The sequence below is a fragment of the Micromonospora sp. CP22 genome, assembly GCF_009712475.1.
GTDB lineage: Bacteria > Actinomycetota > Actinomycetes > Mycobacteriales > Micromonosporaceae > Micromonospora.
In genome coordinates this window covers 405,223-418,384 of sequence record NZ_VCJO01000004.1, presented here as the reverse complement: position 1 = coordinate 418,384, position 13,162 = coordinate 405,223, and the positions used below count along the sequence as shown (strand labels likewise).

Annotated in this window: 10 protein-coding genes and 1 riboswitch; of the genes, 5 read left to right on the top strand and 5 right to left on the bottom strand. The window is 69.1% G+C overall.

What is annotated here, in order from left to right:
• Positions 1–820: 820 nt before the first annotated feature.
• On the top strand, positions 821–2,530 hold the full coding sequence (locus FF096_RS10375; protein WP_155216694.1) for an Ig-like domain repeat protein: 1,710 nt from the start codon (positions 821–823) through the stop codon (positions 2,528–2,530).
• 558 nt (positions 2,531–3,088) lie between these two features.
• Here FF096_RS10375 and FF096_RS10370 read toward each other — a convergent pair.
• Entirely contained in the window at positions 3,089–3,808 is a 720-nt protein-coding gene (locus FF096_RS10370; RefSeq protein WP_155216692.1) for a hypothetical protein, read from the bottom strand.
• A 397-nt stretch (positions 3,809–4,205) separates the two neighbouring features.
• Between FF096_RS10370 and FF096_RS10365 the strand changes: the two genes are divergently transcribed.
• The 4 genes from FF096_RS10365 (at position 4,206) to FF096_RS10350 (ending at position 9,415) form a co-directional block, all read left to right on the top strand.
• Positions 4,206–5,348, top strand: a complete 1,143-nt coding sequence (locus FF096_RS10365; protein WP_155216690.1) for a helix-turn-helix domain-containing protein — start codon at positions 4,206–4,208, stop codon at positions 5,346–5,348.
• Between the two features lie 124 nt (positions 5,349–5,472).
• The gene (locus tag FF096_RS10360; RefSeq protein WP_155216688.1) at positions 5,473–5,613 is read left to right on the top strand and encodes a hypothetical protein; all 141 of its coding nucleotides are present in this window, start codon (positions 5,473–5,475) and stop codon (positions 5,611–5,613) included.
• A gap of 62 nt (positions 5,614–5,675) precedes the next feature.
• Positions 5,676–5,881, top strand: a riboswitch (cobalamin riboswitch).
• 142 nt (positions 5,882–6,023) lie between these two features.
• Positions 6,024–8,384 (top strand): ribonucleoside-diphosphate reductase subunit alpha, encoded by a 2,361-nt coding sequence (locus tag FF096_RS10355; protein ID WP_155217003.1) that lies wholly within the window; start codon positions 6,024–6,026, stop codon positions 8,382–8,384.
• A complete protein-coding gene (locus tag FF096_RS10350; RefSeq protein WP_155216686.1) occupies positions 8,375–9,415 on the top strand; it encodes a ribonucleotide-diphosphate reductase subunit beta in 1,041 nt (346 codons plus the stop codon). The genes FF096_RS10355 and FF096_RS10350 overlap by 10 nt, the downstream gene beginning before the upstream one ends.
• Before the next feature lie 59 nt (positions 9,416–9,474).
• Here FF096_RS10350 and FF096_RS10345 read toward each other — a convergent pair whose 3' ends face one another.
• The 4 genes from FF096_RS10345 to FF096_RS10330 are packed head-to-tail and all read right to left on the bottom strand — an operon-like array spanning position 9,475 to position 13,077.
• Complete coding sequence (locus FF096_RS10345) at positions 9,475–10,191, bottom strand: class I SAM-dependent methyltransferase (protein WP_155216684.1); 717 nt, start codon at positions 10,189–10,191, stop codon at positions 9,475–9,477.
• Entirely contained in the window at positions 10,188–10,973 is a 786-nt protein-coding gene (locus FF096_RS10340; RefSeq protein ID WP_155216682.1) for an ABC transporter ATP-binding protein, read from the bottom strand. Before FF096_RS10340 ends, FF096_RS10345 begins: the two co-directional genes overlap by 4 nt.
• On the bottom strand, positions 10,970–11,956 hold the full coding sequence (locus FF096_RS10335; protein ID WP_155216679.1) for an ABC transporter substrate-binding protein: 987 nt from the start codon (positions 11,954–11,956) through the stop codon (positions 10,970–10,972). The genes FF096_RS10340 and FF096_RS10335 overlap by 4 nt, the downstream gene beginning before the upstream one ends.
• 23 nt (positions 11,957–11,979) lie before the next feature.
• A complete protein-coding gene (locus tag FF096_RS10330; RefSeq protein ID WP_155216677.1) occupies positions 11,980–13,077 on the bottom strand; it encodes an iron ABC transporter permease in 1,098 nt (365 codons plus the stop codon).
• Positions 13,078–13,162 lie beyond the last annotated feature (85 nt).

The window sequence follows — 13,162 nt, the reverse complement described above, 5'->3', positions numbered from 1 at the left end:
CCGCCAGGGTACGGAGCGCGCGAGGTCCGCACCATCCCGTGTCCGCTGGGCAACGGCAAGAGGCCGGCCGGCTGCCGGCAATGTGGTTCAAACTTTCTGTACGTCTTCAAGGCGGCCCTTGACGGGCCGCACGCGCCGCCGCCTGGGCGCGCGTCCGTCGCTCCGCTGGCGCTCCGACTCCGGCCACGCAACACGCCCGGCGGCTGGCGCGGAGAGCGGGAAGCCCGGAGGCCGCCGCAGACGGGACGGGTGTGGGAGTGGTGGAGGTTCGTCGCCGGCAGCCGGCCGCGCCGCGCCGGAGCGACGCGGCGCAGGGAAGGGCACACCGGGTCTGCGCGGCGGGTCACGGGTGGCGAACCGGTCGCGGTTACTGCGCCTCCGGCGGGGGCGCAACGACTCCAGGATGGCCGGGGCTCCGTCGGCGGGTCGCGGTCCGTGGGTGGTTGCGCGGGCCATCCCGTCAGCCGACGACCCGGGCGAGCCGAGCAGACCACCGCCCGGCCCGCCAGCGTCCGTACGTGCGTCAAGGTGCGCTTGACGTGGCGGGCCGGGCGGCGGCCCGCTCCCCAGGCGGGCGGGTCGGCGGCAGACGGGACGGCACCGTTGGACCTGGCGTTCTGGCCGTTGCGGGGGTGCCCTGTCGTGCGGTCGAGGTGACCCAGCGAGGGTGAGACGTGTGCCCTAATCCGGACCTCCTGGCCACGGGGCTGTGATCAGGTTCGGCCGGATCGCCGTGGTTCACCTAAAAGCCGTCTTGGGCGAGTCGTGAGGAATGTACGGTTAAGTGAACTACGGGGGGTCTTGCTAAGGATGTGGGGCAATGGAGAGATTCTGGATTTGTCGGGACCCGAGCGTCAAAACGGACCGGGTCGGGCCGGCGAGTACTCGCGGGCTGTTCGCGGCGTTGCTGGTGTTGGCCGTCGCGCTGGGCATGGTGTTGACCGGGGTGTCCCGGGCTCCCGCTGCGAGCGCGGGTGCAGCATCGTCGGCGGCCGCCGCCCCTGCTGGTAGCGGTTTGGCCTGGGGCAATAACTTCCTCGGCCAGTTCGGGAACGGGACCAACACCCCTGGCAGCAGCGTGCCCGTCCCCGTCAGCTTGCCGGCAGGCACCACGATCACCGCCATCGCCGCCGGCAACGTCCACAGTCTGGCAGTGACCTCCACCGGCACCGTCCTGGCCTGGGGCGGCAACGAGGATGGCCAGTTGGGGAACGGCACCAACACCAACAGCAATGTGCCCGTCGCCGTCAGTTTGCCGGCGGGCACCACGATCACCGCCATCGCAGCAGACTCTGACTACAGTCTGGCGTTGACCTCCACCGGCACCGTCCTGGCCTGGGGCGACAACCTCTTCGGGCAGTTGGGGAACGGCACGACCACCGACAGCAACGTGCCCGTCCCGGTGAATCTGCCGGCAGGCACCACGATCACCGCCATCGCCGCCGGCTTCGCCCACAGTCTGGCGTTGACCTCGACCGGCACCGTCCTGGCCTGGGGCGTCAACACCGACGGGGAGCTGGGGAACGGCACCAACACCAACAGCAACGTGCCTGTTCCGGTGAGCTTGCCGGCCGGCGCCACGATCACCGCCATCGGCGCCGGCAACTCCCACAGTCTGGCGGTGACCTCCACCGGCACCGTACTGGCCTGGGGCAACAACGAGTTCGGGCAGTTGGGGAATGGCACCAACACCGACAGCAACGTGCCTGTCGCGGTGAACCTGCCGGCAGGCACCACGATCACCGCAGTCGCCGCCTCCTTCGACGATTTCTTCCCTCCCAACCACGGCTACAGTTTGGCGTTGACCTCCACCGGCACCATGCTGGCCTGGGGTAGGAACCATCTCGGCGAGTTAGGGAACGGCACCACCACCGACAGCAACGTGCCCGTCCCCGTGAACCTGCCGGCAGGCACCACGATCACCGCCATCGCCGCAGGCGGTGGCCAAAGTCTGGCGTTGACCTCCACCGGCACCGTCCTGTGGTGGGGCGACAACGGCCTCGCCACCGCCAGCCTGGTGCCCTTCCCGCTGGACTTGCCCGCCGGCACCACGATCACCGCCATCGCCGCCGGCGGCGACCACGCTCTCGCGATCGCGGCAGAACCGGCCCCGGCCAAATCAACCAGTACCCTGCGGGTGTCTCCGTCGAACCCGCAGCCCAATCAGCCCGTCACCTTCACCGCTACCGTGACCTGCACTGCCGGTACGCCCACGGGAACCGTGACCTTTTTGGACGGCAAAAAGACCTTGGGCACTGCAACCCTGTCCGGCGGTCCCACCGCCACCGCGACCCTCATCCTCGACCGCCTGCGGCCAGGCAGCCACACCATCCGAGCCCGCTACAACGGCAAGGGCACCTGCCCACCCTCAACGTCCAAGCCGGTGACAGTCAAAGTCCAGAAACCCCAACTCCCGGTGACCGGGGTCAACGCGCCAGACACCCTCGCCGCTGGCACCCTGCTCGTGCTCACCGGCACGGCCCTGGTCGTCCGGAACCGACGCCGACCGGCAAATCGCAGCAACTCCTAACCACGCGGCCTCTCTTACAGGCACCGGCGGTGACAGGTCCTCTTCCAGGCCACCCACCGCCGGTGCCCGCTGCCAGCAAACCCCTGGCCCAGCATCGCCGGTCCCACCCCCAATCCCTATCTGCGCCAATCTGCTATGGCGAGAAGGCTCACCCGGCGCCGCATGTCTGGCGGCGCGTTTCACCAGGCACCTTCATCGAATCATCGGTGGAAAGCAGGGTGACTAACTGGGTGACGATGGGGACGGACGCCAGCGGACCAGCAGGGACACTGACAGAGAGTTCCAGCAGTTCAATGCCAATGAAACGGCAGGCCAGAGCCCTGTGTTGGTTGCCTGGGGGTCAAGGAGTCGCCCTGGCGTGCCGCCGGAGGGAGCGCCAAGATCAGGCCGTATTCAGGCCGTCAGAGGTGGACCAAGAGCAACGAACGTTGACCATCGATGACCGATGAATGCACAGCTCAGGCGGCATCTTGTCCGTGTTGATCGACTATGCCCTCACCTTTGATCAATACAACGCCAAGTGACCGCCGAGGTGCCGTAAACGGGTTTCCTGCCGTACTAGGGCCATTGGACGGCATCGACGACGAGTTCTGCGGAGCACGAATTATCGTCGATCCGTTCGGCTTGAATGGTGAGCGATGACTTGCCCTGAGGTACGCGTAGTTCCTGTTTCTGGTGCCCGGAACCGGCAGTGCCGTTGCCGAGAGCTTCGCCATCGGCGAGAAGCTCCCACCGGACCTGCGCGCGGTCCGAACAGCCACTAACGGCGATGCTCAGATCTCTCTGGCGTGCCGGACCGGAAAGGGTGGCCTGTGCCTGGATCGTCTGGCCTGGCGAGTCCAGGAACCAGCGGTTGGTGCATGTAGTACGCGTTGCGAGATTGAGACCCGTGGTCGTGCATTCCTGCTGTGCCGCATTGCCGATGGAGAACCGGATCTCGGTGCGACTGTGAGCCGGAGGAATCTGGGAAAGAAGTAGGGCGGCGGTGACAGATGATGCTGCGAAGCCAAGTATCACTCCTGCCGTACCGAGCCTGCGGCGCGTTTTCTTGCGCAGGACATCTTTGGCGGTCGTACACTCGGATTCGTATGCTGCCATGATTTCTGGCTTGTCCAGGGAGAGCGCCAACGCGCGGACAAAGGGCCTCGCTACTTCCAGCGTCGCCTTCGTTCGGGCGGAGATGTTCGACGCTTGCACCGCCACGATGACAGTGACTAGCAGACCTATTATCGCGGCAATCCAGGACGCCCGTTCCAGCCAGTCCGCCCAGTCCGACATTGCTCTCCCTCTCCACCGCTCGGCAGTTGCAGGAAATACGAGCGAGCATAGATGACGTCTGGCGGTACACCGGTTCTCGCATTGCGCAGGGCACCCATTGCCCCATTTGCGTGTATCCCGGGGTCTCCCAGCTCCCACTCTCCGAACGAGGGCTGGGAGGCGTTGTTAGCCGCTACCTGAAGGGCGTCTCGTAAGCCCGTCATGGACGGCCGACGGGAATCATAGACGTCCCCCTTGGTCTCGGTCCTGAGTGGTACGGCCCGGCAGGGTTGGGTGAACAACCGCGACGACCACAACGGATATCCACGGGTTGCAGGGGATGATGGGGGAATGTGTGACGGCCCGCCGGTGTGGAGGCTGGTAGGCCGATCATGGTCCGCTGCCCGGGAGCGACGCTATGCCACCACGCGCACACACCATCGTAGACCCGCGTTTCCCGGCTGAGCTGGCCCGGCTGCGCCGTGAGCGGGGCGTGTCGCTGCGCCAACTGGCCGCTGCGGTGAACCATGGCAAGAGTGTTATCCATCAGCTGGAAACAGGGCGGACCCGGCCGGCCGTCGACATCGCCGCCCGCCTCGATGACGCGTTGGCTGCCGGTGGTGCGCTCGCCGCCATGGTCGTCGACGTTCCCGACGGTGGCCGGCGGGTCGCCTTCCTCGCCGTGCATCCGGGCCGTGTCGACCTGACGGGGGTACGCGCCTTGGGTGAGGTGCTCGCCGGATACCGGCGGCTGGAGGACTCCATCGGTTCCGCCGCCGTGCTTCCGCCCGTGCGTGTCCAACTCGACACGATCGTTTCGCTGCTGCGCGAGGTTGGTCACCAGGTTCGGCCAGCGGTGGTCGACATGGCCGCGCAGTGGGCGCAGTTCGCCGGTTGGCTCGGTATCGCCAACGGCGACGACCGGACGGCGCGTGTGTGGCTGGGCCGCAGTCTGCAATGGTCCACCGAGGCCGGCAACGCTGACCTTACGGCGACCGTGCTGTCCTTCCAGGGGCACCGGGCGGAGGGTCGCGGTGACCTGGCGGAGATGATCGGGCTGTCCCGGGCCGCTCGGGAGGACCCGCGCGCCAACCCGGCGTTGCGCGCGTACTCCGCCGGTCAGGAGGCACGTGGGCTGGCCATGGCCGGTGCGTCGCCGACCGAGGTGCGACAGGGGCTGACGCAGGCCGTCGACCTGGCCACCGAGGCGGCAGAGACGCCGCTACCCGCGTGGGGGTACTGGTACACCCCGGCCTTCTATGCGGTACAGCAGGGCATCGTGTGGCGGTACCTGGGTGAACGGGAAGCGCGGGCCAACGACCGGGCCATCGAGCTGTTGACCGTCGGCACGGCCGGGGTGGACGAGACGGCCGAGAATGCCGACTGGCATGGCCGGCACCTCGTGCACCTTGCCATCGCCCACGGCCGGGCCGGGGACAGCGGTTCGGCGTTGCAGGTGCTGGAGCGGGCCCGGTCCATCGCGGTGTCGACGGCGTCACGACGCTTGGCCGAGCAGATCGACGCAGTTGTCCGCGACGTGGGCGTGTCCGTCAACCCGTAGCGGACACGCGCCTCTGACCTGGGCGGACACCGCCATCGCACGATGTTCGAGGGTGGCGGTGGTGTTCCCCCGTGCAGCGCCGTCACCCCCTTTCTCGACCTGGTGGAGGTGGTGGCGTGAGCAGGTGGCGCAGGTTCTGGTGGCGGCTGCGGCGGCGGCCGAGCCGCTGGTTGACAGCGGACAGTGGCGGGAGACCGTCGAGCAGGAGGCCGCCCGGCAACGCCTGCTCGACCAGGCCCGGCGCAACGGCCGGTGGCCGGCATGACCGAGGCGTGACCGACACGCCGGCACATCATCTGGTGTCTTGCTTTCGTGGGTGGCCCATATATGGTGTCACCTGTAGCTGGTTCGGCGCCCATCCGGGGCGGCCGAGGCAAGAGGGAACCCGGTGCGAATCCGGGACTGCCCCGCAGCGGTGAGTGGGAACGACAGCCGTCACACAGCACTGGGCTCCGGCCTGGGAAGCGACGGCCAGTAGGAGCGCGCGAGCACGCCCACGAGTCCGAAGACCTGCCAGCACGCCGTCCACATCCGTGGGCGGCGGCCGTAGGCCGCGCGGGACGGCCGACGCCAGGAACGGGCCGTGCCTGCTGCGCGGATCCCGTGGCGTCCTCTCGCGTGTCCGAGGCCCTCAGCAGACGGCGCGAGGAGAGAGACGTGACGGTCGTGCGGGAGATGCCGGGCTCCGACGCGGATGTGTCGCAGCGGCACCGGCAGGTCAGGCAGGTCCGCAGACGCGACGGCGCCACGGAGGTGGTGGACGTCGACACGATCGTCCGGGCGGTGACGCGGTGGGTGGGCGATCTCGACCAGGTCGACCCGCTGCGGGTGGCCACGAAGACCATCAGTGGGCTGTACGACGGTGCCACCGCCGCCGAGGTGGACAAGCTGTCCATCCAGACGGCAGCCGAGTTGATCGGTACGGAGCCGCAGTACTCGAAGCTGGCGGCCCGGCTGCTGGCCGCGTACGTGGACGCCGAGGTCCGTGGACAACGGGTGGACGGCTTCAGCCGGTCCATCCGGTACGCGTACGACCTGGGGCTGATCGGGGAGACGACGGCGACGTTCGTGGCCGGTCACGCCCGCGAGTTGGACGACGCCGTCGACCCGGATGGTGACCTGCGGTTCGAGTACTTCGGGCTGCGCACGGTCGCGGACCGGTACCTGCTGCGGCATCCGCAGACCCGGCTGGTGGTGGAGACGCCGCAGTACTGGCTGCTGCGGGTCGCGTGTGGGCTGTCGCAGACGCCCGGCGAGGCGATCGGGTTCTACCGGCTGATGTCCAGCCTGGCATACCTGCCGAGTTCGCCGACCCTGTTCAACTCGGGAACCCGGCACACCCAGATGTCGTCGTGTTTCCTGGTCGACTCGCCGCGCGACGAACTCGACTCGATCTACGAGCGGTACCACCAGGTGGCGAGGCTGTCGAAGTACTCCGGCGGCATCGGCATCGCCTGGTCGAGGGTCCGGGGTCGCGGTGCGCTGATCCGGGGGACGAACGGCCTGTCGAACGGCATCGTGCCGTTCCTCAAGACCCTCGACGCGGGGGTGGCGGCGGTCAACCAGGGCGGCCGTCGTAAGGGCGCGGCCTGCGTGTACCTGGAACCGTGGCATCCGGACGTCGAGGAGTTCCTGGAGCTGCGGGACAACACGGGGGAGGAGTCCCGGCGTACCCACAACCTGAACCTGGCCAACTGGATCCCGGACGAGTTCATGCGGCGGGTGGAGGCGGACGCGGACTGGTCGCTGATCGACCCTTCTGACGCACCCGAGCTGCCGGACCTGTTCGGTGCGGCGTTCGACGAGGCGTACCGGGCAGCGGAGTGCAAGGCCGTCCGGACGGTCCGGGCCCGCGACCTGTACGGGCGGATGATGCGTACGCTCGCGCAGACCGGCAACGGGTGGATGACGTTCAAGGACGCGGCGAACCGGCTGTCCAACCAGACCGGCGCGCCGGGCAACACGATCCACCTGTCGAACCTGTGCACCGAGATCCTCGAGGTCAACAGCGACACCGAGACGGCCGTGTGCAACCTGGGGTCGGTCAACCTGGCCGCGCACGTCACCGCCGACGGCGTCGACTGGGAGCGGCTGCGCGCCACGGTACGCACAGCGGTGGTGTTCCTGGACCGGGTGATCGACATCAACTACTACCCAACCGAGCAGGCGGCGGTGTCGAACCCGCGCTGGCGTCCGGTCGGGCTCGGCCTGATGGGTTTGCAGGACGCGTTCTTCACCCTGCGTATGCCGTTCGACTCGGTGCGGGCGCGGGAGCTGTCGACCCGGGTGCAGGAGGAGATCCTGCTGACCGCCCTGGAGACCTCGGCCGGGCTCGCCGAACGGTTCGGCCCGCATCCCGCGTACGCCGAAACCCGGGCCGCGAAGGGTGAGTTGCATCCGGACCTGTGGGGTGCGCAGGTGACGCAGACGTGGCGGTGGACCGTGTTGCGGGAGCGCGTCGCCCGCCACGGCCTGCGCAACTCGCTGCTGGTCGCGATCGCGCCGACCGCGACGATCGCGTCCATCGCCGGCTGCTACGAGTGCGTCGAGCCGCAGGTGTCCAACCTGTTCAAACGCGAGACGATGTCGGGGGAGTTCCTTCAGGTCAACACCTACCTGGTCCGGGAGCTGAAGGCACGCGGACTGTGGACGGCGGCGATCCGGGAGCAGGTCAAACGGGCCGACGGGTCGGTGCAGGGCATCGCCGAGCTGCCGGCCGACGTGCGGGAGCTGTTCCGGACGGCGTGGGAGCTGCCGCAGCGGGCGCTGATCGACCTGGCCGCCGCCCGTGCCCCCTTCGTCGACCAGTCGCAGTCGCTGAACCTGTTCCTGAGCGCGCCGACCATCGGCAAGCTCTCCTCGATGTACCTGTACGCCTGGAAGTCCGGGCTCAAGACCACCTACTACCTGCGCTCGCGTCCCGCGACCCGCATCCAGCAGGCCACTGTCGCGATCACCCCGACCGTCGCGGTCAGCGATGACGAGGCACTGGCCTGCTCCCTGGAGAACCCCGAGACCTGCGAGGCATGCCAGTGACCACCGTTTCCGAGACCAGCACCGACAAGCGGCAGATGCTGCTCGACCCCGGTATGGACCTGACCCTGCGGCCGATGCGCTACCCGCAGTTCTTCGACCGGTTCAAAGACGCGATCCGCAACACCTGGACCGTCGAGGAGGTCGACCTGCACTCCGACCTGGCCGACCTGGCCAAGCTCTCCCCGGCGGAGCAGCACCTGGTGTCCCGGCTCGTCGCGTTCTTCGCCACCGGCGACACCATCGTCGCCAACAACCTGGTGCTCAACCTCTACCAGCACGTCAACTCCCCGGAGGGGCGGCTCTACCTGTCGCGGCAACTGTTCGAGGAGGCGGTGCACGTCCAGTTCTACCTGAACCTCCTCGACACCTACGTGCCGGACGAGCGGGAACGGTTCGCGGCGTTCGCGGCGGTGGAGAACATCCCGTCGATCGCCCGCAAGGCCGAGTTCTGCTTCAGGTGGATCGACTCCATCTTCGAGCTACGGGAGCTGAGGACCCGGGAGGACCGGCGGGCGTTCCTGCTGAACCTGATCTGCTTCGCCGCCTGCATCGAAGGGCTGTTCTTCTACGGCGCCTTCGCCTACGTGTACTTCCTGCGCTCCCGGGGCCTGCTGCATGGGCTGGCCTCGGGCACCAACTGGGTGTTCCGGGACGAGTCGATGCACATGGCCTTCGCCTTCGACGTGGTCGACACCGTACGCGCCGAGGAGCCGGACCTGTTCGACGCCGACCTGGAGCGGCAGGTCCGCGACATGCTCGCCGAAGCCGTCGAGTGCGAGGTGCAGTTCGCCGCCGACCTGCTCGAACAGGGCGTCTCCGGGCTCCCGCTGGCGGACATGCGCGCGTACCTCCAACACGTCGCCGACCGCCGGTTGGCGCAGTTGGGCATCGAGCCGCTGTATGGGTCGACGAACCCGTTCGCCTTCATGGAGTTGCAGGACGTGCAGGAGTTGTCCAACTTCTTCGAACGGCGGGTGTCGGCCTACCAGGTGGGTGTCTCCGGCACGGTCGCCTTCGACGACGACTTCTGACGGGCCGCCTCCCGGCCCGGCGGGCGATCCTGATGATCCCCGCCGGGCCGACGGCCTGCTCAGGCCCGGCCGGAGATGAGGTACTGCATCCGGTGCTCGTGGTTCGGGGCGACACCGAAACGCCGGTCCAGTTCGAAGATCGACGTCAGCGGCGTGGCGGTGACCCCGGTCAGCCCCGCCCGTTCGAGCACGGCCACGGTCTGGTCGATGGAGGTCGCGGTGGCCAGCGGCAACGCCGCCCGGACCTGACTGTCGTAGTGGTCGGCGAAGTTCTCCGAGGCGTTGTCCAGGCCGTCGGGGAACCAGGTGGAGTCGACCACGGCCACCGTGCCGCCGGGGCGCAGCAGGCGGACCCAGTTCGCCACCGCGGTCTCCGGCTCCCGCAGCGTCCACATGAGATAGCGGCTGACCACGGCGTCGAAGCTGGCGGGTGGGAAGTCCGGGTGCACCGCGTCGCCGGGGCGGATGACCGGGCCGTGGGCGACGGTGGCGGCGTGTTGGCGGGCCCGTTCCAACATGCCCTCGGCCAGGTCGATGCCGGTGACCCGGTGGCCGAGACCGGCCAGCACCATGGCGACCTGCCCGGTGCCGGTGCCGACGTCGAGCACCTCCAGCGGTGCCGGAGGCAACGCCTGCGCCCAGACCTGCGCCCAGGCCCGCGTGTCCTCGGCCAGCCGGTCGGGACGCTGCTGGTACTCGTCGTAGCCGGGTGCCCGCTCGGTCCAGTACGAGTTGATCCGATCCTGGGTGTCGGCTCTCCGATTGCGCTCGCTCATGCGGCGCTCCTTTCGGGGACGGGCTGGTGCACCGGGTGGTACAGCAGGTGTATGGCGCCGTCGAGGTCGAGACGCTGGATGCCGATGCCGTAGACGGGTTCGAGGACGGCGGGGTCCAGGACCTCGTCGGTGGTGCCGGCGGCGGCGACCCCGCCCCGGCCGAGCAGCACCAGGTCGTCGCAGTAGCGGGCGGCGAGGTTCAGGTCGTGCAGCACGACGACGGCGCAGGTGCCGAGGTCGCGTACCAGGCGCAGGATCTCGTGCTGATAGCGGATGTCGAGGTGGTTGGTGGGCTCGTCGAGCAGCAGGTGGGTGGCCTGCTGCGCCAGCGCCCGGGCGATGAGCACCCGCTGCCGTTCGCCGCCGGAGAGACCGGCGAACGGGCGCGACCCCAGGTGGGCGGCACCGACGCGGGCCAGGCACTGCGCGGCGATCAGATGGTCGGCCGCACCGGTGCGCTGGAAGGTGTTCAGGTGTGGGCCCCGCCCCAGCAGCACCAGTTCCGCCACGGTGAGGGCGGTCTCGCCGCCGGACTCCTGCACGACCACCGCCAGGCGGCGCGCCGCCTGGCGGGACGGCAGTGCGGCCAGGTCGTCGCCGTCCACGACGACCCGCCCGGTGCCGCCGCGCAGCGCGCCGTAGAGCAGCCGCAGCAGCGTGGTCTTGCCGCTGCCGTTGGGGCCGATCAGTCCGAGGACGCGGCCGGGGCGCGCGGTCACACTGACCCCGTCGATGACCGGGTTGGCGCCGTAGCGCCAGGAAACCTGGGTCGCCTCGATCATGAGTCGGTCCCGAACCGCTGCACGATCCGCTCCAGGCCGTCGATCGACAACGGGGTCGGCGGCTCGGTGAAGTTGAACAGCTGGGTCATCACCGCCCCGTCGCGGACCGCGTTGAGCTTCTCGGCCCCCGGAAGACCGGTCAGGGCCTGCTCGACCGCCGCGGGATCGCCGTCGCTGTGGAGCAGGATCAGCACGTCCGGGTTACGGCCGAGCAGTTCCTCGACGGTGACCTCGAAGACGCGTTCCGAGGTGTCGCCGAAGACGTTGCGGAAACCGGCCGCCGCCAGCTGCGGGTGGGCCATGCTGGTGGAGCCGTACGCGTACGTGGTGCCGCCGCCGACCGTCGGGTAGAGCACCGCCGCGGTACGGCCGGACGCCGTACCCGCCGCTGCCTGGATCGTGGTCATCCGGTCCCGCAGCGCGTCGACGGCCGTGGCCGCCTCGGCCTCGCGGCCGAACACCCGACCGTAGGTCTCCAGCTGCCGGTAGATGTCGTCGAAGCTGGGGGTGCCGGTGCTGTTCGGGCACATGGCGGGCTCTTCGAGCAGCGGGATGCCCACCGCCGAGAGGGAGTCGCGGGAGAGGCTGTCCACCTCGCCGAGCACCAGGTCGGGCTCCTGGCTGATCACCACCTCCTTGGAGATCTGGAGGTGGCCACTGGTGTCGATCTTGTCGGTCAGCAGTGGGATCCGGTCCAGCGCGGCGAGGGTCTCGGCGTCGTAGTACTCCTTCGGGTACTGCCCGGCGCGGGCGGTGACCCGGTCCAACACGCCGAGCGCGTGCAGGTAGGGCACGGCCGCGCTCTTGAGCAGGACGACCCGTTCCGGCGCGGAGCGGAAGGTCACCTCCGCGCCGCAGTTGGTGACGGTGACCGGATATCCCGGGCCGGTCGCGGTCGGCTCCTCGGCGGCACCACCACAGGCGGCGACCAGCAGCGCCAGGGCGGACACGGTCGCGGTGACGGCGAGTCGGGTTGCCTTCATCGATGCTCCTCGGCTCATGGCGTTCAGCTGCCGGTGGCGTGCAGACGACGGATCAGGATCAGCAGGAACGGGGCCCCGAGCAGGGCGGTGATGATGCCGATCGGGATCTCCTGGGGGGCCAGCAGCACCCGGGCGAGCACGTCGGCCCAGACCAGCAGGATGGCGCCGAGCAACGCGGCCACCGGCACCACGCGGACGTGTGGGGCGCCGACGATCCGGCGGGCCAGGTGCGGTACGACGAGACCGACGAAGCCGATGCTGCCGGCGGCGGAGACCAGCACGCCGACGCTGAGCGAGACCAGCACGAGCAGCCGGAGCCGGAACCGGTCGGGTGAGACACCGAGGGTCTGTGCCGTCTCGTCACCGATGGCCAGCACGTCGAGCCGTCGCCCGACGACGGTCAGGTAGCCGATCATGCCGCACAGCACGACCGCGGCGATCAGCAGCAGGACGTTCCACCGGGCCAGCCCGAGGGAGCCGAGGAGCCAGAACATCACCGAACGGGCCCCCTCGGCGGACCCCGAGGCGAAGATCAGGAAGCTGGTGGTGGCGTAGAGGGCGTATCCGACGGCGACGCCGGAGAGCAGCAGCCGGATCGAGGTCACCCGTCCACCACTGCGGGCGATCAGGAACACCAGCAGCGACGCGCCGAGCGCGCCGAGGAAGGCGCTGCTGGACAGGGCGTACTGGCCGAAGCCGGCGCCCGCGCCGAACAGGATGGCGGCGGCGGCCCCGCTGGAGGCCCCGGAGTTGATACCCAGCAGGTACGGGTCGGCCAGCACGTTGCGGACCATGGCCTGCAACGCCACCCCGCACGCGGCCAGCCCGGCGCCGACGAGCACGCCGAGCAGCACCCGGGGCAGGCGTACCTGCCAGACGATGGCCTCCTGCGGCGGTGTCCAGGTCACCTCGGCGGGCAGGCCGACCAGATGGTGCCCAATGATCTTGGCTACCGTGGTGGGCGGGATGCCGATCGAGCCGGAGCCGACGGCGACCACCACGGTGAGGACCAGCGCGACGGTCAGGGTGACCAGCCAGCTGCCGGTGCGGCGGCGCTGTGCCGCCACGCCGAGCAGATCCGGCCGGCCCGTGGGCAGGGCGGTGGAAGTCGCCGCACCCATTTGCACTCCCCTAGCTCTTGCAAAACTATGGCAAGAAGCTAGCAGCAAGATCAGGGCAGCGGAAAGCGGATGAGGCGTTCTTCAC

What these genes read in the sequence shown, in the direction of transcription:
- FF096_RS10365 (WP_155216690.1), top strand. Translation starts at nt 4,206, where the DNA reads ATGCCACCACGCGCACACACCATCGTAGACCCGCGTTTCCCGGCTGAG.
- FF096_RS10345 (WP_155216684.1), bottom strand. Translation starts at nt 10,191, where the DNA reads ATGAGCGAGCGCAATCGGAGAGCCGACACCCAGGATCGGATCAACTCG.
- FF096_RS10350 (WP_155216686.1), top strand. Translation starts at nt 8,375, where the DNA reads ATGCCAGTGACCACCGTTTCCGAGACCAGCACCGACAAGCGGCAGATG.
- FF096_RS10355 (WP_155217003.1), top strand. Translation starts at nt 6,024, where the DNA reads ATGCCGGGCTCCGACGCGGATGTGTCGCAGCGGCACCGGCAGGTCAGG.
- FF096_RS10330 (WP_155216677.1), bottom strand. Translation starts at nt 13,077, where the DNA reads ATGGGTGCGGCGACTTCCACCGCCCTGCCCACGGGCCGGCCGGATCTG.
- FF096_RS10375 (WP_155216694.1), top strand. Translation starts at nt 821, where the DNA reads ATGGAGAGATTCTGGATTTGTCGGGACCCGAGCGTCAAAACGGACCGG.
- FF096_RS10335 (WP_155216679.1), bottom strand. Translation starts at nt 11,956, where the DNA reads ATGAAGGCAACCCGACTCGCCGTCACCGCGACCGTGTCCGCCCTGGCG.
- FF096_RS10340 (WP_155216682.1), bottom strand. Translation starts at nt 10,973, where the DNA reads ATGATCGAGGCGACCCAGGTTTCCTGGCGCTACGGCGCCAACCCGGTC.
- FF096_RS10370 (WP_155216692.1), bottom strand. Translation starts at nt 3,808, where the DNA reads ATGTCGGACTGGGCGGACTGGCTGGAACGGGCGTCCTGGATTGCCGCG.